Origin of the sequence: Paraconexibacter sp. AEG42_29 (genome assembly GCF_040581415.1) — a bacterium.
Taxonomy (GTDB): Bacteria; Actinomycetota; Thermoleophilia; order Solirubrobacterales; family Solirubrobacteraceae; genus Paraconexibacter.
In genome coordinates, this window is record NZ_CP114014.1 from 914,174 (window position 1) to 934,575 (window position 20,402).

The 20,402-nt window shown below is 69.5% G+C and carries 19 protein-coding genes; 16 read left to right on the top strand and 3 right to left on the bottom strand.

The genetic code is table 11. The annotated features are described in order from the left end of the window. Positions 1 to 9 precede the first annotated feature (9 nt). Entirely contained in the window at positions 10 to 489 is a 480-nt protein-coding gene (locus DSM112329_RS04375) for a hypothetical protein (RefSeq protein ID WP_354700593.1), read from the top strand. A gap of 274 nt (positions 490 to 763) precedes the next feature. Here DSM112329_RS04375 and DSM112329_RS04380 read toward each other — a convergent pair whose 3' ends face one another. Together DSM112329_RS04380 and DSM112329_RS04385 are read right to left on the bottom strand one after the other, a co-directional pair. Continuing rightward, positions 764 to 1,699, bottom strand: a complete 936-nt coding sequence (locus tag DSM112329_RS04380; RefSeq protein WP_354700594.1) for a LuxR C-terminal-related transcriptional regulator — start codon at positions 1,697 to 1,699, stop codon at positions 764 to 766. Between the two features lie 12 nt (positions 1,700 to 1,711). Continuing rightward, complete coding sequence (locus tag DSM112329_RS04385; RefSeq protein WP_354700595.1) at positions 1,712 to 2,122, bottom strand: SCP2 sterol-binding domain-containing protein; 411 nt, start codon at positions 2,120 to 2,122, stop codon at positions 1,712 to 1,714. An 86-nt stretch (positions 2,123 to 2,208) separates the two neighbouring features. Here DSM112329_RS04385 and DSM112329_RS04390 point away from each other — a divergent pair, with 86 nt between their 5' ends. Continuing rightward, the gene (locus DSM112329_RS04390) at positions 2,209 to 3,384 is read left to right on the top strand and encodes a LuxR C-terminal-related transcriptional regulator (RefSeq protein ID WP_354700596.1); all 1,176 of its coding nucleotides are present in this window, start codon (positions 2,209 to 2,211) and stop codon (positions 3,382 to 3,384) included. Positions 3,385 to 3,389: 5 nt separating this feature from the next. Here the strand turns inward: DSM112329_RS04390 and DSM112329_RS04395 are convergent, their stop codons facing one another. Then, a complete protein-coding gene (locus DSM112329_RS04395) occupies positions 3,390 to 4,298 on the bottom strand; it encodes a hypothetical protein (protein WP_354700597.1) in 909 nt (302 codons plus the stop codon). Between the two features lie 224 nt (positions 4,299 to 4,522). Here DSM112329_RS04395 and DSM112329_RS04400 point away from each other — a divergent pair, with 224 nt between their 5' ends. The 14 genes from DSM112329_RS04400 (at position 4,523) to DSM112329_RS04465 (ending at position 20,402) form a co-directional block, all read left to right on the top strand. Beyond that, entirely contained in the window at positions 4,523 to 4,924 is a 402-nt protein-coding gene (locus DSM112329_RS04400) for a hypothetical protein (RefSeq protein ID WP_354700598.1), read from the top strand. A 115-nt stretch (positions 4,925 to 5,039) separates the two neighbouring features. Continuing rightward, a complete protein-coding gene (locus DSM112329_RS04405) occupies positions 5,040 to 5,327 on the top strand; it encodes a hypothetical protein (RefSeq protein WP_354700599.1) in 288 nt (95 codons plus the stop codon). 161 nt (positions 5,328 to 5,488) lie between these two features. Next, complete coding sequence (locus DSM112329_RS04410) at positions 5,489 to 6,376, top strand: ABC transporter ATP-binding protein (protein ID WP_354700600.1); 888 nt, start codon at positions 5,489 to 5,491, stop codon at positions 6,374 to 6,376. A gap of 192 nt (positions 6,377 to 6,568) precedes the next feature. Beyond that, positions 6,569 to 7,444 carry an ABC transporter permease gene (locus DSM112329_RS04415; RefSeq protein WP_354700601.1) on the top strand — a complete coding sequence of 292 codons (876 nt, stop codon included), beginning with the start codon at positions 6,569 to 6,571 and terminating at the stop codon, positions 7,442 to 7,444. A 57-nt stretch (positions 7,445 to 7,501) separates the two neighbouring features. Further along, complete coding sequence (locus tag DSM112329_RS04420) at positions 7,502 to 8,323, top strand: ABC transporter permease (RefSeq protein WP_354700602.1); 822 nt, start codon at positions 7,502 to 7,504, stop codon at positions 8,321 to 8,323. Positions 8,324 to 8,410: 87 nt separating this feature from the next. Next, complete coding sequence (locus DSM112329_RS04425; RefSeq protein WP_354700603.1) at positions 8,411 to 9,802, top strand: MlaD family protein; 1,392 nt, start codon at positions 8,411 to 8,413, stop codon at positions 9,800 to 9,802. Then, on the top strand, positions 9,799 to 11,292 hold the full coding sequence (locus DSM112329_RS04430; RefSeq protein WP_354700604.1) for an MlaD family protein: 1,494 nt from the start codon (positions 9,799 to 9,801) through the stop codon (positions 11,290 to 11,292). The genes DSM112329_RS04425 and DSM112329_RS04430 overlap by 4 nt, the downstream gene beginning before the upstream one ends. Then, positions 11,289 to 12,617 (top strand): MlaD family protein, encoded by a 1,329-nt coding sequence (locus tag DSM112329_RS04435; protein ID WP_354700605.1) that lies wholly within the window; start codon positions 11,289 to 11,291, stop codon positions 12,615 to 12,617. The genes DSM112329_RS04430 and DSM112329_RS04435 overlap by 4 nt, the downstream gene beginning before the upstream one ends. A 2-nt stretch (positions 12,618 to 12,619) precedes the next feature. After that, positions 12,620 to 14,146, top strand: a complete 1,527-nt coding sequence (locus tag DSM112329_RS04440) for an MlaD family protein (protein ID WP_354700606.1) — start codon at positions 12,620 to 12,622, stop codon at positions 14,144 to 14,146. Between the two features lie 4 nt (positions 14,147 to 14,150). Continuing rightward, a complete protein-coding gene (locus tag DSM112329_RS04445; RefSeq protein ID WP_354700607.1) occupies positions 14,151 to 15,401 on the top strand; it encodes an MlaD family protein in 1,251 nt (416 codons plus the stop codon). A gap of 11 nt (positions 15,402 to 15,412) precedes the next feature. Beyond that, a complete protein-coding gene (locus DSM112329_RS04450; protein WP_354700608.1) occupies positions 15,413 to 16,741 on the top strand; it encodes an MlaD family protein in 1,329 nt (442 codons plus the stop codon). 43 nt (positions 16,742 to 16,784) lie between these two features. Then, entirely contained in the window at positions 16,785 to 19,163 is a 2,379-nt protein-coding gene (locus DSM112329_RS04455) for an MMPL family transporter (protein WP_354700609.1), read from the top strand. Further along, positions 19,160 to 19,969, top strand: a complete 810-nt coding sequence (locus DSM112329_RS04460; protein ID WP_354700610.1) for a DUF4386 family protein — start codon at positions 19,160 to 19,162, stop codon at positions 19,967 to 19,969. Before DSM112329_RS04455 ends, DSM112329_RS04460 begins: the two co-directional genes overlap by 4 nt. Positions 19,970 to 20,033: 64 nt before the next feature. Continuing rightward, positions 20,034 to 20,402 carry a hypothetical protein gene (locus DSM112329_RS04465; protein WP_354700611.1) on the top strand — a complete coding sequence of 123 codons (369 nt, stop codon included), beginning with the start codon at positions 20,034 to 20,036 and terminating at the stop codon, positions 20,400 to 20,402.

A 20,402-nucleotide genomic window follows, 5' to 3' on the forward strand; every position in this document is an offset into this window, starting at 1 on the left:
GACTCGGGTATGGACGACGAACCGAAGCGCGGCCGCCTGAGCACCGGCGTCTCCGACCTGCTCAACAATCTGTCGAGTGCCGCGCTCCTGATCTTCGCGGCGGTGCTGTTCCTCGCGGGCGCGATCGGCGGCATCGGCCTCGTCAGCCGCCTCGGCGGTGCCGGCTGGTTCATGTACGCGCTCGTCATCGGGACGTACTCGCTGGTCTTCGGCCCGATCATCGCCCAGGCGATGACCATGCGTCAGAACGGCAGCCCGAAGCACCGCGCCGAGCTCGAGCGGCGCCGCGAGCAGCAGCGCCGGAAGTTCGGCCTGCACCTGCGCGCGACAGAGGCGACTCAGGCGCGCGAGGAGGCGGACAGCGCCGAGGGGCGCAGCGCCCAGAACACGAGCAGCAGCCCGGCGAGCGCGACGAACGGCCCCGCGGACAGCGACACGTCCGTGAGGAACCCGGGCAGCAGGTCGTCCGGCGGCGACAGGATCCGGTAGATCACGAGCACCACGCCCAGCGCGGCGGCCGCGTCGAGCGCCGGCGGCAACCACACCACGACGACCTTCCGCGCGTCGGCGTAGAGCAGTCCCCACGCGCCGAGCGCGATGAACGTCAGGTAGAGGTCGAGCAGGTCCGACCCCGACCAACCCGTGAACGTGTCCGGGGTGGAGATCGACGCGACCTCCGGCGAGTACCAGCGCAGCGTCAGGCCGACGAGGAGCACGACCGGGCCGACGAGCAGCGCCAGCCGGGTCGCGGGGGTGGGGGTGATCATCCGGAGCGGTCCAGTGCGGTGATGCGCAGATAGCGCGAGACGGCCTCCGCGCGGTTGGCCGCGCGGAGCTTGCGAAGGATGTGCTTCACATGGGACTTGACGGTTCCCTCGGAGATCACGAGCCGGCTCGCCACACCGGAGTTCGTCTCGCCGGCGGCGAGCAGCCGCATGACGTCGATCTCGCGCGGGGTCAGCAGCTGCTCGAGCCTGGAGGGCGCGCCGTCGAGGAAGCTCGCCGTGTCGTGCGCGGCGCGGGAGGAGTCCTCCTGGTCGATGCGGCTGACCTCCACCTCGGCGAACAGCAGCTCGTCGATCAGCGCCTCGGTCGACGCCAGCATGTTCCGGACCTGGCCGCGCTGGGCCTGCAGGCGCTGGCCCAGGACCACGGTCGCGAACGCGAACCCGAGCCCCTCGGTGAAGACCGCGAGCGCATCGCGGTCGAGCTCGTCGACCGACCCGTCCTGTCCGCGGCGGTCGGCGTGGAGGAAGCCGATGACCTCGCCCTCGGGCATGATCGGCGCGGCGACGTAGGCCGGCGTGCCCCAGGCGTCCACGAAGCCGCGGTGGACCCGCTCGTCCCCGTCCGTGTCGTCGACGAGGATCGGCATCCGCCGCCGCATCATCTCGGTCTCGATCAGGTGGTGGGTCAGCTCCGGTGGGTCCTCGCTGATCTGCGCCAGCAACGCGATCGTGCGGCCCGAGCCCGGATCGGGGTAGGCGCTGACCGGCACCATGTGCTCGTCGGTCACCTGGAAGAGGATGGCGCGGGCGAACCCGCAGCCGCGGCACGCCTCCTCGGTCGCCTGCGCGAGCAGCGCCGTCGAGGACTCGATGCCGCGCAGCCGCGCAAGCCCGGCCTGGATGCCGCGCAGCGTGCCCGCGTGGCGGGCGAGGACCTCGTCGTCGGCTGGGCCGCGGTGCGTGGTCCTCACCCTCGACCGGCGCTAGGCGGCGGGTGCGTGCGACCACACCGTGAAGTCGAAGGACCGCAGGATCGGCATGATCCGCAGGAACTTGCGCACGGGCCCGGTCCACTCGACCTCGCCGTGCATGATCGCCATCGCGAGGTGACGCTCGCCGCGCGCGTAGCTGACGAACTTGTCCGCCGAGCCCCACAGCTCGATCTCGGCGTTGCCGACGATCCGCGGCTCGGCCTGGATCGGCGTGGAGTCCAGGCGCAGGGTCACGCCGACCGTGTCGGTGAAGTAGATGTGCACCGTCGTGTTGGCGAGGCTGAGCCGATCGCCGAGGCGCTCGTCGTGGGCCGCCTGGAGGAAGAACTCCGCGGTCTGCTCGGCGACGCGCTGCGGGTCGGACGGGGGCATCTCGGTGCTGGGCTGCGGCTGTTCGGTCATGTGGATGCTCCTCGGCGCGTCACTGCGCCCTGGTCGTTGGTCTGCGGGGTACGCTGGCCGCCCGGAGGCAGCAGCGGAGGACGGTCGTGGAGAAGTTTGATGATGAGCCGGGCGGGAACTGGATCGAGGGATTCGCCCTCGACGACCCCACGCTCGCCGACAGCATCCTGGGACTCTGGCAGGCCGCGGCCCGCGTTGCCAGTGCAGCTGACGACGAACAGCCCACGCCGCGCGATCTGCGGACCGCGACGGCGCTGCTCCAGGAGGCGTCCGAGTGGGTCGTGACCGCCCTCGAGGGCGGCGACCGGACGTCCACCCCGCGGATGCTCGTCGAGATCAGCCAGGCGCAGGGCGCCGTCCGCGAGTACGGCAACCGGGCGCGTACGCAGGCGCTCGCCCGGGTTCACTCGGGCCTTGGCCGACTGCGCGGGCTGGGGACGGTGGAGGAGCTCATGGAGCTCGGTCCGACGGAGCTCTGCCGGTGCGGCTTCGACCGCGCGATGATCTCGCGCATCGATGGCTCGCACGTCATCCCCCAGGTCATGCACATCCCCGAGGACCCGGACTGGGCGTACGACCTGCAGCAGGTGATCAGCGGGCTGCGGATCGAGCTCGGTCCCGCGGTCGCCGAGACCGACATGCTGCGCCGGCCGGGTCCGATGCTGATGGCGCACGCGCTCGACGACGACCGCATGGCCGCGTCGATGCTCGAGGCCACCGAGACGCGCTCCTACGTCGCCGCCCCGATCATGCCCGAGGGCACCGTGATCGGCTTCCTGCACGCGGACTGCCTGCTCAGCCGGCGGACGCTCGACGAGTTCGACCGCGACCTCATCGGCACGTTCGCGCAGGGCTTCAGCTCCGCGTGGGAACGCGCCGTGCTCATCGAGCGCCTGCGCACGCTCCGCCAGGACGTCCGCCGCGTGCACTCGTCCGTGCTCGCCGTGATGGACGACTTCAGCGAGGCGGCGGTCGAGATCGAGCTGCACGACCCCGGCGACCAGTCGGTCGTCAGCTCGGCCGCCGCGCTCCCCGTCTCGGGGGCGATCCGGCTGGAGCGCCTGCTGACGCGGCGCGAGCTCGACGTCATGCACCTGATGGCCGCGGGGGAGACCAACGCGCAGATCGCGTCCGCCCTCGTCGTGTCCGAGGGGACCGTGAAGTCGCACGTCAAGCACATCCTGCGCAAGCTGCGGGCGAAGAACCGCGCCGAGGCCGTCTCGCGCTTCGTGACGCTGTCGCGACGCGACAACGCCGCCTGAGGTCCTCACGTCGCGACCAGCCCGAGGTCGGTCAGCAGCGTGCGCTGGTCGGCGATGACCCGCGCGACCGGTCCGCCGTCGGTGCGGCGCGCGACGCGCGGGAGGTCGAGGCCCTTCGCCAGCCCGGCCAGGGTGCGGACGGCGGCCTCGGCCAGGGGGAGCTGACGGGCGATCCATTGCTGCAGGTGGCGCCGGTTGGCCGGGCCATGCGTGGCGTCCCGGACGAAGAACTCGAGGACCGCGGTCGTCCACGAGCGCGTCAGCGCCCACTCCTCCTGCCCGGCCTCGGCGACGACGGTCGTCACGTGATCGCCGTGGGCCGGACCGAGGCCCATCGCGATCTCGCGGCGCAGCAGCTGCCCGGCGAGCGGCTCGAAGCAGAGGTTCACCGCGACGAGGGTCTCGCCCCAGTCGGTGCAGGTCGCGGCCTGCTCCAGGTAGTGGTGCGCCGGCAGCCACTCGCGGTCGGTCTCCCAGCGGCTGCGTGCGGTGTGCATCGGCATCTGGCCCATGCGCTGCTCCATGTCGGCCGCGTAGAGCACGATCGACTGCGCCTGGCGATACTGCATCGACGCCTGCAGCTGCAGCCCGTGCGCCATCCCGCCCCACGGCGTGCGCCGGCTCACCGCCTCCAGCAGGCGCCCGCACTCGTTGAACGCGAACGCCGCCACCGGCAGGTTGCGCTGGAGGAACTTCAGCCACAGGGGTGAGACGTCCGAGAACGTCTCACCGCGGATCACGCGGGCGACGGCCGCCTTCACGCGCGCCTCCGCCTCGGCCTCCATCCGCTCGATCGAGCGGGCCCAGCGTTCGCCGGGCCCGGTGAACGCCTGCCAGTCCGTGCACGCCAGCGCCGACCCGCCGGCCGGCTGCGTGGGGGTCTCCTTCCGCGCGGAGACGTCTGGCCGGGTCATGGCGCGACACTAGTCGGGCGGCGAGGCTGCGGACAACCACCCCACGGCGGCAACGCGTTCCCTCTCTCGGGTGAGACGCGCGCACCTGCCACCGATCAGGGCCAGCTTGGGGGGCGAATATCTCCCGAGAGGGGGATGGCACACCGCAGGCACCCGCTTAGGTTCGTGCCAAGGCGGCGCCGTCCGGTGTCGCGCACGAGACAGATTCACAAGAGGAGAACCCCTTGCCCTTTTTCGCTGACGAGGCTGAGGTCTACAAGTACCTGGGCGGCGTCTTCCAGAAGGCGTCCGAGACCGAGGCCGGCCCCAAGATGGCGGCCGCCGACATCGACCTCGAGATCTACTACTCGGATCCCGAGTCGAAGATGCTGATCTCCATGCACGGGGACAACATCACCGTCGAGACCGGCGTCGACAACGAGGACGCGGACGTGAAGCTGTTCATGCCCGCCGACATCGGCGACAAGTACTGGCGTGGCGAGTACAACCTCGCGGTCGGCCTCGCCAAGGGCCAGGTCAAGGCCAAGGGCCCCGTCAACAAGATCCTCAAGCTCGTCCCGCTGACGAAGCCGCTGTTCCCGATGTACCGCGAGATGATCGCGGAGAAGGACGGCGCGACCGCCTGATCCGGACGCCTGTCGGCAGGTCGTGGCGCGCCACCGCTCGACGGTGTGCGCGCCCACCTGTCCCGACGGCGACGATCGGGCCCCGCGAAGCTGTGAACCGGCTTAGGATCGACGGATGAGCTACCTGGCGATCACGGTGAGCACCCCGATGCTCGGGGTCTACTTCTTCGTCGGGATCCTGCTGTTCTTCTTCATCCTGGGCCGCGTGAGTCCGGGTGACGGGTCCGATCTCATCGACTGGGATCCGTCCAAGCGGGTCGACGCGAAGCGCATCGCGGAGCACGAGGACGTCGAGCAGATGCTCGAGACCGCGAACCGGCGCCGCCGCGCGCAGGGGCTGCCGGAGCTCAGCGAGAACGAGGTGCTCAGCGGATTGCAGCGGGAATCGGACAAGCGGGGGTAGGTCTCCTGGCGCACGAGAGCCCCATTTCATGGGGTCTTTTGTCGCCATACCCCCAAAAGGGGGCAGTCGGTTCCCCCTCTCGTACAAGGCACGGTGTCCTCCCACCGGCGTAGTGTCGGCCAATGCCAAGGATTTCACGAGGCTCGGGGAGAGGCGACGCCATGGACGCGCGCCTGGCGTCCGGGAAGCAGATCGACCCCGAGGCGGCGTCGCTGCTCGATCAGGCCGCGAGCTTCGGTGCCGAGCACCAGCTCCACGAGGGGTCGATCCACGTCGAAGAGGACAAGCCGGGCGACTACTGGTCGATCCAGGTCAAGGACGTCAAGAAGTCCTTCGGCCGCGCGAAGATCCTCGACGGCCTCGACGTCGGCATCCCTGAGGGCATGGTCACGTGCATCCTCGGCCCGTCGGGTACCGGCAAGTCGGTGCTCATCAAGCACCTCATCGGCCTGCTCTTCCCGGACCGCGGCGAGGTCCTCATCCACGGCGAGTCGCTGAACGACATGCCGATGTCCAAGCTGCTCGAGGTCCGCAAGAAGTTCGGCATCCTCTTCCAGGACGGCGCGCTCTTCGGCTCGATGAGCGTCTTCGACAACGTCGCCTTCCCGCTGCGCCAGCACACGGACCTCTCCGAGAAGGAGATCCGCCGTGTCGTCAACGCGCGCCTGGACGACGTCGGCCTCGACATCGCCCGTGACCGTCTGCCGAACGAGCTCTCCGGCGGCATGCGCAAGCGCGCCGGCTTCGCCCGCGCCCTCGTCCTCGAGCCCGAGATCGTCATGTTCGACGAGCCGGACTCCGGCCTGGACCCCGTCCGTACGGCGCTCCTGTGTGAGCTCATCCGCCAGATGCACGAGCAGCACGGCGGCACCTACATCGTGATCACCCACGACGTGAACTCGGCCCGCCAGGTCGGGGAGTACTTCGCCGTCCTGTGGAAGGGCAAGATCGTCCAGGCGGGCGAGCGCGACGAGATGTTCAACTCCAAGAACCCGTTCGTGAACCAGTTCCTGAACCGCCGCATCGACGGTCCGCTCGGCATGGAGTGAGCGCCTACGCGCTCTGACGGCCCGGCATATCCCCCAGGGGGGGGATATGTCCTCCCCCCACGGCCTCTACCTGACCCGGTGTAATGGGACAAGGCTTAGTCAACTCCGGCAGGGGACCGTCCCCGCCGACCGAACAGCAGCAACAACGGGAGCAATCGCCATGAACGCATCACAGGGAAGGGGGAACGACTGATGGCCACCAATCTGACTAAGCCGCAAGTTCAGCCAGACGTCAACGTCCCCGGCTATGAGGAGGACGACCGCCCGAGTCCCGGGCAGCGCATCTTCAACGACTACTTCGGCTGGCTCGAGCAGATCGCCGGCATGATGCTGCTCACCGGCAAGGCCGTGGTCGCGACCTTCACGCCGCCGTACAGCTGGAAGGAGGAGTTCGTCGAAGAGGCGTTCCTGATCCTCCGCCGCTGCCTCATCCCCATGATCATCAGCACCGTCGCCTTCGGCTTCGGCGCGCCGGGTCTTCAGGCCTCGAACCTGACGCAGATCTTCGGCACGATCGACCGTGAGGGTGCCTTCTTCGTGATGGCCTCCATCCGCGAGTTCGCAGGTTGGATCAACGGCATGGTCATCGCCGGCGTCGCCGGCACCGCCATCTGCGCCGACCTCGGTGCCCGCAAGGTGCGCGAGGAGCTCGACGCCATGGCCGTCCTCGGCCTGGACCCCGTCCGGCAGATCGTGACCCCGCGCTTCCTCGCGCTGGGCATCATCACGCCGCTGATGAACATCCTGGCGCTGACCTTCGGCGTCATGGGCGGCTGGGTCGCCGCGGTCGTCGTCTGGGGCGAGACCTCGGCCGGCTACATCGCGACGTTCACGTCGAACTTCACCTTCCCCGATCTCTTCGGCGCGGTCTTCAAGACCACCGGCTTCGGGTTCATCATCGCTGTGGCCTGCTGCTACAAGGGCCTCAACGTGAAGGGCGGCGCCCAGGGCGTGGGACGTGCGGTCAACCAGGCCGTCGTCATCTCGTTCGCCGGGATCTGGATCTTCAACTACCTGTTCACGGCCATCCTTCTCGCGGCGTACCCCGAGACCGGCAACCTCCACTAAGGAAAGGAGCACGACATGGAATCTTCAACAATGCGTGAACCTCGCCTTCGTGGTGAGATGTCCGGGCCCCCGCCGAGTCAGCAGTTCAAGACCGGCCTGAAGCGGCCCGTGAACAACCTGCTCCAGGAGGCCGCCGAGATCGGCGTCTTCACCGGGCGGGCGCTCATGGAGCTCCGCGGTGTGTGGCGCTACTCCGCAGAGATCCTGCGGCAGTGCGGCATCCTCATCGCAGGCTCTGCGGCGATCATCTGCTTCATGACGTTCCTGATGGGGACGACCTGCGGCACGGAGGCCAACTACGTCCTCCGTGGCTACGGCGCCACCGTCTACTCCGGCGTCTTCACGAGCTACTGCGCAGTCCGGGAGATGATCCCGTACATGTGGGGCTACATCGTGGCCGCCAAGGTCGGATGCGGACTCTGCGCCGAGATCGGCTCGATGCGGATCCAGGACGAGATCGACGCGATGGAGTCCATGGGCCTCAACCCCATGCGCTACATCGTCGCCACGCGCCTCGTCGCCGGCTGGATCACGTTCCCGCTCATCTGGGTGCTGGCGGTTGCGGCGCACTGGGCGGGCAACTTCCTCGTCATCGTCGTGCAGATCGGCGAGGTGTCGCAGGGTGGCTGGGAGAACGTCCACTGGACATTCACCACACCCAAGGACATCGTGTTCTGCTTCATCAAGGTGATGATCACCAGCACCACGATCATGATCCTGGGCATGTTCTACGGCTACCGCGCGAGCGGCGGCCCGGTCGGAGTCGGCAACGCGACAGCGAAGTCGATGATCCTCAACCTCATCATGATCCACGTCCTCGGCGCGGCCATGACGATGCTGTTCTGGGGAGTCAAGCCGAACGCACCGGTCGGCGGTTAGCCGGCAGGTGTGACGCAGGTCCCGCTGCTGCGACTGGAGGGTCGCAGCAGCGGCAGGTAGGAAGAGCGAGAGAGTCAGGGGTTGGGAATGGCATTGGGACACACTGGCGACGACGTCAGGGACGACGAGCGGGAAGAACGGCTGGGCGCGGGCGACCGCGCCCGTCGCGGCGGTCTATGGATCGTCGGACGGCCGTGGATCCTCATCGGGCTCGCGCTCTTCATCGCCCTGGGCGTGTGGGCGAAGGGCACCCGCACCCAGCCGCACTCGGTGAAGGTCGTCTTCGACGAGGCCGTCAGCGTCTACTCCGGCCTCGACGTCCGCGTCAACGGCCTGGACGCGGGCAAGGTCAAGAGCCAGAAGAACGAGAACGGCAAGGCCATCGTCGAGATCGGCATCAAGGACGACAAGGTCTGGCCGCTCCACCAGGGCACGAAGGCGCAGCTGCGCTTCGGCTCCACCATCGGCAACGGCACGCGCCAGATCGAGCTGCTGCTCGGGCCGGAGAGCGCCCCGGAGATCAAGGACGGCGGGGTCATCCCGAACGCCGACTCGATCGAGGCGACCGAGTTCGACGACATCTTCGACACCTTCGACAAGAAGACCCAGGCCGCGCTGCAGGGCGCGCTCAAGGGGACGGGCGACACGTTCGGCCCGCGCGCCTCGGAGCTGAAGGCCGCCGTGCAGGAGACGCCCGACGGCCTCGAGTCGCTGGCCAACCTCACGGGTGACCTGAGCGCCGACCAGCCCGCGCTGCGCGCGTTCGTCGCCAACACCTTCCGCGTGACGGACACGCTCGCCAAGCGCCGCGGCCAGATCTCGGATCTGATCAACGTCGCCTCGCAGACGTTCCGCACCTTCGCGAACAACACCGAGGGGATCAAGAACTCCCTCGACCGCTTCCCGCCGGCCGTCCGCGAGGCGCGCACGACGCTCGCGCGCCTGGACACCACCGTCGACCACCTGGACGGCCTGGTCACCGACCTGCGCCCCGGCGCCAGGGAGCTCGGCAGCCTGAGCAAGGACCTGCGCCCGGCCCTCGCGAGCCTGCGCAAGACCGTGCCGGTCGCCGTGTCGACGTTCCGCACGGCGCGGGCGACGGCGCCGCGGATCACCACGCTGCTCGATGACGCGCAGCCGTTCTCGGACAAGGCCGCCCCGGTGTTCACGCGCCTGGCGCCCATGTTCTCCTGCCTGCGTCCGTACGCACCGGAGATCGCCGCCCTGGCGCAGACCTGGTCCAGCTGGACCGGGCTCTACGACAACATCGGCCACACCGGCCGCCTGCTGGTGGACGCTGGCGCGTCGTCGATCACGTCGCTGCCGACCAACTCGAAGGACTTCGTCGCTGCGACCGGTCAGGGCTACGCCCTGATCAGGCCCCCGGGCTTCTCAGGCGGCAAGTCGTGGTTCCAGCCGGAGTGCGGCATCACCGCCGACGGCCTGGATCCCTCCAAGGACCCGGAGGCCAACCCGTGAAAAAGCTCATCCCCGCACTGCTCGCGGCTGCCGTCGTGGTGGTCGCCGTGATCATGCTTCGCGGTGACGACGACAAGTACGTCGTCTACATCAAGGCCAAGGACGCCGGCGGCGTCCTGAAGAACTACAACATCAAGGTGGGCGAGGTCGCGGCCGGCAAGGTCGTCGACATCTCCCTCGACGACCAGGACAACGCCGTCCTGAAGGCCGAGATGGACGACGGCGCCTTCCCGATCGGCGCGGGCGCCTCGGCGGCCATCCGGCCCGTCAACCTCCTCGGCGAGAAGTACATCGATCTGGACCCCGGCGACCTCAAGCAGCCGCAGCCCTCCGGGACGACCGTGCAGCCCGACAAGGTGACGGTCCCGATCGAGCTCGACGATGCGCTCAACGTCCTGGACCTCGACACCCGCACGGGCATGAAGCTCCTCATCAACGAGGCCGGAATCGCCATGGCGGGCCGCGGAGCGGACTTCAACGAGACGCTCGACCAGCTGCCCCCGGCCCTCGACGCCGCCAAGCGCGTCGTCACCGAGGTCGACCAGGAGAACGTGAAGCTGAAGTCGGTCATCGCGACCGGCGACCGCGTCCTGGCGACGATCGCCCCGAAGGCCGACGACTTCGGCGACATGGTGAAGAGCGCGGCCGACGCGCTCGAGACCGCAGCGCAGCGCCGCGAGGCGCTCGGCCGGACCGTGCAGACGGCCCCGGCGGCGCTCGCGTCACTGCGCAACACGCTCGTGAAGCTGCAGGACGCCAGCGCGCAGATCTCGCCGGCGGCCAAGGACCTGACGCAGGCCGCGCCGGACCTCGACACGACCCTGAAGCGCCTGCCGCAGTTCGCGGAGGACGCGTCCGGGACGCTCGACGAGATCAGGAAGACCTCGCCGGCGCTGTCGAAGCTCGGCAAGCGCAGCACGCCGACGCTTCGCTCGCTGCGCCCGACGCTCAGCCGGCTCGCGAACTTCGCGACCGACTTCCAGCCGCTGCTCGACACCCTTGACGGGAAGGGCGGCACGAAGCAGCTGCTCCAGTTCGTCAACGGCTGGGCCAGCACCACGAGCCAGCGCGACGGCCTCGGCCACGTGTTCCGCCTGCGGACCACGGCCGACTCGTCGCTGATCACCGGGCTGCTGCAGCGTGGCGGCCTCGGTGCCCTGACCGGCCCGTCACCCGCCGAGACCAACCAGGTCCCGAACCCGCCGATCAAGCGGAAGGCGGCACCGGCGAAGGCGCCGGAGGCCAGCGCGCCGCCCGCTGCGGAGGCGCCGAAGAACCCGGTCAAGAAGATCGTCGATGACCTCGACAAGACGGTCAAGGGCGCGACGGGTGCCGTCAAGGACGTGCTGAACGGCCTCATCGGCAACCGCCAGGACGGCACCGGCCTCCTCGGTGGCCTGACCGGCGGCAAGAAGTCCCAGCCCCAGGGCTCGGGCTCCGGAAGCGGCAACGAAGCCGGCAAGCTCCTCAACTACCTCCTGGGACCATGAGAACTCGATTTGCAGAACGGCCCGCGTCACAGCAGCGCGGGTGGATGTTCATGGCGCTCGTCGGCTCGGTCGGCGTGCTCGGTGTCCTGGTCCTCGTCTACGTCGGCTTCAAGGCCCCTGACAAGATCCCGGGCCGGTCGTACTACAACCTCAAGGCCGAGTTCAAGAACGCGGACAACCTGACGGGCCACTACCAGGTCCGCAACGGCGGCAAGCTCGTCGGCCAGGTCCTCAAGCCGCGGATCGAGAACGGCGTCGCCGTCGTCGACCTGCAGCTGGACCCGACCGAGAAGGGCCTGAAGTCGGACACCCGCCTGGAGGTGCGCCCGCGCTCCGCCGTCGGCGTCCGCTACCTGGACATCAAGCCGGGCAAGAACGGCACGCCGCTGCAGGAGGGGGACACGATCCCCTTCACGCAGACGGGCTCGACGGTCCAGCTCGACACGGTGCTCGGGACGTTCGACACCGAGACCCGCGCGAACGCGCAGAAGTTCCTGCGCGAGCTCGGCACGGGCTTCGCCGGCCGCGGCGAGGACCTCAACGAGGCCATCGGCGGCGCGTCCAAGATGCTCCGCCTCGCCTCGGGCGCGCAGCCCGGCACCGGCGCGGCGGACTCGCTGTCCAGCACCGCCGGCTGGCTCAGCGCGATCGCGGACCGCAAGGGCTCCATCCGCTCGCTGATCTCCGGCTCCGACACGATCGCCGGCACCTCCGACCCGGTCCGCGAGCAGATTGCGGCGGGCTTCAAGCCCCAGGCGAAGGCGCTCGAGCCGTTCGCCCAGGAGCGCGGCGCGATCCACTCGACGCTCGAGAAGGCGCCGGGCACGTTCACCACAGCAAGCAGCCGCCTGCCTGCCGTCGACGGCATGGTCGAGCAGCTGCGCGGGTTCGCCCGCGACATCCGACCGGGCCTGCGCGCCGCGCCGGCCTCGTTCACGCAGACCAGCGCGCTCCTCACGGAGTCCCGCCCCGGCCTGCGCGACGCACGGGCGACGCTCCGACTGGCGGACCGCGCCGTCGATCCGACGCTCGGCCTGCTCGACACGGTCAAGCCGGTGCTGCCGCAGATCGACCAGACGCTCGCGAACACCACGCCGATCGTCTCCCGCCTCGGCGACTTCGGCTGCGACATCGTCCAGTTCGGCACGCGCTGGGGGTCGATGCTCAAGTACGGCAACCAGGGGGGCTCGTACCTGCGCTTCAACCTGAACGCCGGGCCCGAGTCGATCTACGGCTGGTCCGCGCGACAGGGCGGGACCTCGGCGAAGTTCAACTTCTCGCCAGGCCCGAACTGCCAGGCCTACAACGAACCGAAGGTGAAGTAGCAATGGGTGCTTTCAGTCGCTTCGAGCAGGTCCCCGGTCGCGCCCGCGACCGTCACACCCGCAATGGCCTGATCGTGCTGCTCGTGCTGGGCGCGCTCCTGTACTACGCCTACACCAGCGGCAACGTCCCCTTCATCCCGAAGGGTGGCGAGCTCGTCACCGCCGAGTTCGCGACCGCCGCGAACGTGCAGGCCGGCAAGACGCCGGTCCGCGTGTCCGGCGTGGAGGTCGGCAAGGTCGAGAAGGTCGAGCGCCTCGACGACGGTCGCGGGGTCCGCGTGAAGATGCGGATCACCGACGACGGCGTCGACCTGCGCAAGGACGCACGCGCCGACATCTACTGGCGGACCTTGCTCGGGTTCGCGTTCTACATCGACCTCGACCAGGGCTCCGACTCCGCGAAGCTCGGCGACCAGACGATCGCGATGAAGGACACCTCGACCCAGGTCGAGCTCGACCAGGTGCTCGCGAGCGTCACGCCGCCGAGCCGCGAGGGCATCCAGACGCTCTTCAAGGAGTTCGACAAGGGCTTCAACGGCGACACGTCCGCCGGCCGCGCGACCGACGCCCTCGGGCCGTCGATGGCGCAGGTCGCACCCGGCCTCGACGCCCTTCGCGGCACGAAGCCCGGCGACCTCACGGACACCGTCCGCGACGCCAGCCAGCTGATGGGCGCCCTCGCCAAGAACGAGGTGCAGCTCGGGCAGGTCATCGGCAACGCCGACACCACCCTCGCCGTGACTGCTGCCCGCAGCGCGGCCCTCGACTCCACGCTCCGCAACGGGCCGTCGGCGCTCGACCAGACGCGTCGCACGATGACGCGCCTGCGCACGACGCTGGAGATCCTCGATCCGCTCGCGGACAAGCTGCGCCCCGGCGTCCGGGTCCTCGACGACGCGAGCCGCGCCGTGCGCCCGGCCCTGCGTCAGCTGAACCCGACGCTGGCGGACGCCCGTCCGCTCCTGGCGGACCTGCGTCCCGCGTTGACGCGACTGCGGAGCGCCAGCAACTCCGGCATCCCGCTGCTCAAGGACCTCGACCCGACGCTCACCCGTCTGCAGGAGAAGATCCTGCCGGCGCTGGAGAGCAAGGACAAGAGCGACCTGAACATGAAGCTCTACGAGACGATCGGCCCGGCGGTGTCCGGCGTGGCCGGCAGCTCGTCGCTGTACGACTCCTACAGCTACGTGCAGCACTTCCAGGCAGTCGCGGGTGGCGGTCAGTCCGCCGGGTTCCTGCCCTGCAGCCTCAACGTGGCCCCGGTCGGGATCAACTGCAACGACCTGAACAAGGTCGTGACCGGGCTGTTCGCCGGCATCCCGGGCAACCGGATCCGCAACTCGTCGCTCCCGAAGGTGCCGAAGGGCACCGCGGGGACGGCGGCGAAGACGTCGTCGGGCGGCAGCACGAAGCAGTCGGCGCCCTCGGCGGTGTCCAACGTCACGTCGTCCGTGACGCAGGCCACCGGATCTGTGAAGAACCTCGTGACCAACACCCTCACCCAGCTGACCGGAAAGCTCGGAGGCTGACCTGATGCCGAACACCGAACGCCTCTTCATCGAAGTCCGGCGGGCCGCGCGCCCGCTGACGCTGCTGCTGCTCATGTTCGGGCTCGCGATCGCGACGATCGTGGTCGTGTCGAAGAACCTCACGTTCCAGCGCCCGTGGCAGTCGTACCGCACCGTCAAGGTGCAGTTCGACGACGTCAAGGGCATCTTCCCCGGCGGCCATCAGGTCCGCATCAACGGCGTCAAGGTCGGCATCGTCCAGAAGTCCGACCTCGTCAAGGGCCGCCCGGTCCTGACGCTCAAGCTGGAGAAGAAGTGGGGCCCGGTCTACAAGAACGCGAAGATGCGCATCCGGCCCGTCACCCCGCTGCAGGACCTTTACGTGAACATCACGGACCGCGGCACCAAGGACGCCGGCGAGGCGGGCGAGAACGACCTGATCGCGTCGAGCCAGACGGTGACCCCCGTCGACGTGTCGCGGGTGCTGAACACGTTCAACGCCAGCACACGTGACCGCATGACGATCCTGCTCAGCGAGATGAGCAAGAGCCTGGACGACGGCGGCGCGAAGCTGCGCGCGACGTTCGCCGAGCTCGCGCCCTTCTTGCACGTGGCCGAGGACACCACCCGGGTGATCGCCGACCGGCAGGCCGCGGTCAAGCGCATCATCAGCAACTTCGGCAAGCTCAGCGCCGCGCTCGCCAAGCGGGACTCGGACCTCAACAAGTTCGTCGTCCAGGGCAACTCCGCCCTCGGCAAGCTCGCGGAGAACGACCAGCCGCTGTCGGCAACACTGCAGAACCTCGGCGACCTCGTCCCGGTCATGCGTGACTCGTTCGCCACGATCGAAGGCCTGTCCGGCGACCTCGACCCCGCGCTGCGCAGCCTGCAGCCGGTGGCGGCGGACCTGAAGACGGGTCTGGCCGCGCTGCAGAAGTTCGGCAAGGAGGCGACCCCGGCCCTCACGGCCCTGCGTCCCGCCACCAGGGACCTCCGCGTCATGGCACGGCAGCTGCCGGCCACGTCGAACTCGCTGTCCACCGCGTTCACACGACTGCGAGGGCAGGCGCCGCAGTTCGACCGGATCACGCAGACGGTGGATCCGTGCATGGACACCATCCGCCGCTTCATGGAGCAGACCATTTCCGTCGTCAAATTCACCGGGCCCGGCGGGTCGTTCCCCCGCGCCGATCAGATCGTGGACACCGATGTCATCTCCGACGGCGGGACCTCTGGCGCGCTCAACAGCCAGATCATCCCGACGTGCGTGAAGTGAGGAACTGACCAATGCGCGTTGACAACCTCCGCCTCAAGGTCATGGCCCTCATCGGGTTCGTGATCATCTGCATGGCGCTGTTCCTCTACCTGTTCACCTCCGCCGGCGGTCGCCTGCGGGTGAACAGCCCCTACACGGTGAGCACGCTCGTCCCCGACGCGCTGAACATCGTCAACAACTCTGACGTCCGCAAGGACGGCATCCGCATCGGCCGCGTCCGGTCGATCGAGCCCGAGGGCGACATCAGCAAGATCAAGTTCGAGATCGAGAAGAAGGGCCAGGACGTCGTCTTCAAGGACGCGACGATCCGGGTCCGGACGAAGACGCTCGTCGGCGAGAGCTACCTCGACATCGAGCCGGGCACGCCCGCCTCCGGCAAGCTGGCGGATGGGTCCACGATCCCGCTCGACCAGTCCAAGGAAGTCGTGCCGCTCGAGCGGATCCTGTCGAGCTTCGACGCCAAGACGCGTAACGAGGTCCGGCGCAACCTGCGCGGGATCGGCGTCGGCCTCGACGGCGACGGCCAGAACCTCAACAAGCTGTTCGGCACGATCAACCCGGTCGTGGACAACGGCGTCCGGCTCGGCAACATCCTGCAGCCACAGCGCAAGCAGCTCGCCGCGCTGATCGGCAACACCGGTGTCGTGCTGGAGGCGCTCGGTGAGCGCACCGAGGCGTTCCGCAGCCTCGTCCGGGACGCTCGCTCCACCGCGGATGCCGTCGTCGACCGTGACGACAAGCTCCGCGAGTCGCTGCAGGAGCTGCCCGCGACCCTCGACCGCGCCAAGTCGAGCGTGAACAAGCTCGCGAGCTTCTCCACGTCCGCCACCCCGGTCTTCCGGTCGCTGAAAATCTCGTCGCGGTCGCTGTCGCCCGCGATCACGGACCTCGGACCGGCCGCCAAGAGCGCCCGGACGCTGTTCCGCGAGCTGCGTCCGTTCCTGGACAAGGCCGACCCGCTGCTCAGCGAGCTCTCGCCCGCCAGCAAGAAGCTGCGCACCATCATCAGCCCGCTGGACGCGTTCCTGCGGCAGGTCGACCCGACGGCGAACTACCTGAAGGACTACAACGACGAGCTCGGGGCGTTCTTCGCGAACGTCGGTGCCGCGGTCTCCGCCAAGGACGCCTACGGCTACCGTGCCCGCGCGTTCGGCGTCTTCGGGCTGGACGCCATCTCGTCGCTGACGCCCGCGCAGGGCAAGATCCTGCAGGCGCTGACGTCCACCGCGACGTTCGGGAACCTGACCCCGGGCAAGTACAACCCGTACCCGAAGCCCGGCAAGCTCGACCCGATCGAGCCCTTCGACGGGAACTACCCACAGGTGCAGGCGGCGAAGTAGTTTGCTCAGCCGGCCGGGCACCACGCTCGCTGCGGCCCTTGTCGTGCTTCTCCTCTGCGTCGCCGCGGCGACGCAGCTGGAGAGCGTCCCCTCGACCGACCTGCTCGCGGGGTCCCGTTCAGAGATCGCCAAGGCCACATCGGACCTGACCGACCAGTTCGGTCAGGATCCGATAGCGATCTCGCTGGAAGCGGACCTGAGCTCCACGCTCGCGCCCGGGGCGCTGACGAGCCTGCTGTCGATGGAGGGCCGGCTCAACCAGCTCAAGGGCGTGAAGGCGGTCTACGGCCCCGGGACGTTCATCAACCAGACCGTTGTCCAAACCGAGCGGATCGTCAAGCAGCAGCTCGGTGCCGTCGGCAGGCAAGCCGACGCCGCGGAGGCCGCCGCCGTCAAGGCCGCGCAGGCTCGCGGCGACAGCCCCGCGCAGGTCGCCGCGGCAAAGAAGGCTGCGTTCGACGCCACCGTCGGCACCAAGGGCAAGGAGCTGCAGGAGCTGCTGGTTCGCTTCGGCTCCGTCGGGCTGCCCGGCCTGGCCAACGCGAACTTCGTCAAGACGCTGGTCTTCGGCGCGGGCATCGAGCCCAAGCAGCGCTTCAAGTGGCTCTTCCCGGACGCCGAGCACGCCTTGATCCTCGTCCGGCCCGATCCTGGGGTCAGCGGGCCCGACATGCTCGCGCTCGGCAAGCAGATCCGCAGGGTGGTCACGCAGACCAAGCTCGGGGACGCGAAGGTCGAGATCGCCGGGCTTCCGCTCCTCGCTGCCGGACTCGAGCGCGAGACGCGAGCTGAGATCCTGCGGCTGGCGCCGATCGCTGGCGTGGCGATGCTGCTCCTGCTGCTGCTGGTGCTCCGCCGTCGTCGGGGCCGGCTGGCCGCGCTCGCCCTGGCGCTCGGGTCGCTGGGCCTCACCCTCGGCCTCAGCCTGCCCCTGGGGCTCGGACTGACGGTCTCGACCGTCGCCGCGCTGCCGGTGATCCTGGGGCTCGGGCTCGACTTCGCCGTGCAGCTGCAGGCCCGTTACTGGCTCGAACGAGCGGACGGGCTGGCGCCGGACGTCGCGGCGCGCGCGGCACGGGAAGGGCTGCAGCCGACCCTGCTCCTGGCCGCCGGTGCGATGGCCGCCGGATTCCTGGTGCTGATGGTCGGGCCCGTCCCGCTGATCGACCGCCTCGGTGCCGTCCTCGCCATCGGCGTGCTCAGCGCGGTCGCTGTCGCGCTGCTCGTAGGGCCGGCCCTGCTGGTGGCCCTCGACCGCGGGCCGGTGAAGCCGCTCGCGCTTCCCGGCGGCGACCGCCTCGTCCGCTTCTCGCCGGCGCCGATCGTCATCGCGGTCGTGGTCGGCCTCGCGGTCGCCGGGCTCGTCGTCAGCGACCGGGTGGACCTGCAGTCGGACATCTCGCAGCTGGCGCCCAGCAACCTCGAGCAGCTCAAGGACACGCAGGCCTTCCAGCGGGAGATCGGGACCAGCGGCCAGATCAGCGTCGCGGTGCGCGCGACGAACGTCACCGACCCGGCCGTCCTGACGTGGCTCGGCGAGGTCGCGCGCAAGGCGCAGTCCGTCGACAAGCGCCTCAGCGCCGGCCCGAACCTGGCCGACCTCGTGACCGGCGGTGATCCGACCGCGCAGATCAACCGCAGCGGTACACAGGCGATGATGAAGCTCCTGCCGCCGTACTTCCTGGATGCCGTCGTGTCGAAGGACCGGCGCACCGCCGAGCTGACCTACGGCGTGCCGTTCGTGAGCGTCGACGAGCAGGGCCGCATCGCGCGCCGGATCGACGACCTGCTCAAGAACCCACCGGCGGGCGTCAGTGCCTCGGTCGCCGGCTTGGTCGCCGAGAGCGCGAACAGCACGCGTCAGCTGGACCGCTCGCGACCGTGGCTGTTGCTGCTCGCCGCCGGCGTGGTCGGCGCGATCCTGTTCGCCTTCTGGCGCGACTGGCGTCGGGTCGCGCTCGTGCTGGCGCCCGCGCTGCTGGCCGCCGGGTTGTCGTCGCTCGTGCTCGCGCTCTCCGGGGTCACGCTGTCGCCGCTGGCCGCGGCGCTCGAGCCGCTGGTACTGGCGATCGGCCTCGAGTTCGGCATGTTGCTGGACATGAGCTTCCGCCAGGCCCGCGCCGCCGGCCGCTCGCCCGCCGAGGCACGTGCGATCGCCACGCGCGACATCGGCGGCGCCGTCGGCCTGTCGGCCGCGACCGTCGCCGTGGGCTTCGCTGTCCTGGGCGCCAGCCGCCTGCCGCTGCTGGCCCAGCTCGGCTGGCTGGTCGCCGCCGAGCTCGTGGTCTGCCTCGTCGTCGCGGTCCTGATCGTTCCGATGGTCTCCGAGCGCATGGCCCCGAAGGTCCGCGCCGAGGGGTCCCCGTCCGCCGGGAGGACCCGCCCCGGGGCCCGTCCGTCCAAGCAGGAGGTCCCGACATGAGCAAGGGCACACGACCGATCGACGCACCGGAGGAGGTCGCCGACGTCGACTGGGAGCGGCGCTGGGGCCGTCCCGTCGGCGTGCTTGCGATCCTGTCGGTCGTCGGGACGATCGCCGCGGTGCCCGTCGCCGCGAGCGACATCGCCCGCGACTTCGAGAAGCAGAACGACAAGACCGTCCTGATCAACTCGGGCCTGTCCGGGGACGGGCAATTCACGGCGATGGTGCTGCGTGTCCTCTGCATCCTGGTGCTGATCCCGTTCGCGCTCTACACCTTCCGGGCGATCCGCGACCGGGGGAACGAGTCCTACGTGCGGTACATCCCGATCCTGGGCCTCGCCGCGATCGCGGTCGTGAGCATCTCGACGGCGATCGGCTTCCTGGACCAGCGCGACGCCGGCCGCGAGTTCGTCGCCCTCGCCGAGCCGATGCAGACGCTGGCGCGGGCGGAGGAGCTGACGGACGACCTCACGAAGAGCTTCGCCGCGTACTTCAACGTCTTCGGCGGCTTCCTGTTCGGCCTCTGGATATCCATGACCGCGGCCGAGCTGATGCGGGTCGGCCTGACGACGCGCTTCCTCGGCCTGTTCGGGCTCGGCGCCGGCATCACGACGGTCATCGGATCGATCTTCCCGTTTCCCATCAGCTCGGCGCTCTTCATCGCCTGGCTCGGCAGCGTGGGCGTGCTCGCGTTCGGCTACTGGCCCGGCGGGCGCCCGCTCGCGTGGCAGACCGGCCGCGCCGAGTCGCCGATGGAGACCGAGGCGGACGGTCAGTTCAAACGCCGCGGCAGCGAGTCCGTGTGACGATGCACGTCGATCAGGGAAGATCCGTGGGAGCACCCACTGACAGCGAGGCAGAGGACGCGTGATGCGCACACCGACCAGCCCCATCATCCCGAGCGACGGCGGCGCCCCGCCGCCCGTCGTCCACGACGGCGCGCCCGTCGACGAAGGCCCGATGCGCGCGGAGCTGCTGCGGCAGATCCGGCGCCTGGAGATCGAGATCTCCCGCTTCGCGGCGGCGAACTGCCCGTACGAGGACCTGCCCGGGTCCGCCCGTCGCGGGCCGGCGATCCTCACCACCGCGCAGCTCGAGGAGATCCGCGACGAGCTGCTCGCCACGCGCAACGCGCTGCACGAGGTCGTCATCGCGAAGGCGACCGCGAAGGTCAAGGACTCCACGACGGCCACCTCCACACCGCGACGTCGCGGGCTGCGCCGCCGGCGCGAGGGGTAG

Bases quoted from the DNA above. Each gene is read 5' to 3' on its own strand.
- DSM112329_RS04375 (WP_354700593.1), top strand. From the start codon at position 10: ATGGACGACGAACCGAAGCGCGGCCGCCTGAGCACCGGCGTCTCCGAC.
- DSM112329_RS04385 (WP_354700595.1), bottom strand. From the start codon at position 2,122: ATGACCGAACAGCCGCAGCCCAGCACCGAGATGCCCCCGTCCGACCCG.
- DSM112329_RS04395 (WP_354700597.1), bottom strand. From the start codon at position 4,298: ATGACCCGGCCAGACGTCTCCGCGCGGAAGGAGACCCCCACGCAGCCG.
- DSM112329_RS04405 (WP_354700599.1), top strand. From the start codon at position 5,040: ATGAGCTACCTGGCGATCACGGTGAGCACCCCGATGCTCGGGGTCTAC.
- DSM112329_RS04410 (WP_354700600.1), top strand. From the start codon at position 5,489: ATGGACGCGCGCCTGGCGTCCGGGAAGCAGATCGACCCCGAGGCGGCG.
- DSM112329_RS04415 (WP_354700601.1), top strand. From the start codon at position 6,569: ATGGCCACCAATCTGACTAAGCCGCAAGTTCAGCCAGACGTCAACGTC.
- DSM112329_RS04420 (WP_354700602.1), top strand. From the start codon at position 7,502: ATGTCCGGGCCCCCGCCGAGTCAGCAGTTCAAGACCGGCCTGAAGCGG.
- DSM112329_RS04425 (WP_354700603.1), top strand. From the start codon at position 8,411: ATGGCATTGGGACACACTGGCGACGACGTCAGGGACGACGAGCGGGAA.
- DSM112329_RS04435 (WP_354700605.1), top strand. From the start codon at position 11,289: ATGAGAACTCGATTTGCAGAACGGCCCGCGTCACAGCAGCGCGGGTGG.
- DSM112329_RS04440 (WP_354700606.1), top strand. From the start codon at position 12,620: ATGGGTGCTTTCAGTCGCTTCGAGCAGGTCCCCGGTCGCGCCCGCGAC.
- DSM112329_RS04445 (WP_354700607.1), top strand. From the start codon at position 14,151: ATGCCGAACACCGAACGCCTCTTCATCGAAGTCCGGCGGGCCGCGCGC.
- DSM112329_RS04450 (WP_354700608.1), top strand. From the start codon at position 15,413: ATGCGCGTTGACAACCTCCGCCTCAAGGTCATGGCCCTCATCGGGTTC.
- DSM112329_RS04460 (WP_354700610.1), top strand. From the start codon at position 19,160: ATGAGCAAGGGCACACGACCGATCGACGCACCGGAGGAGGTCGCCGAC.
- DSM112329_RS04465 (WP_354700611.1), top strand. From the start codon at position 20,034: ATGCGCACACCGACCAGCCCCATCATCCCGAGCGACGGCGGCGCCCCG.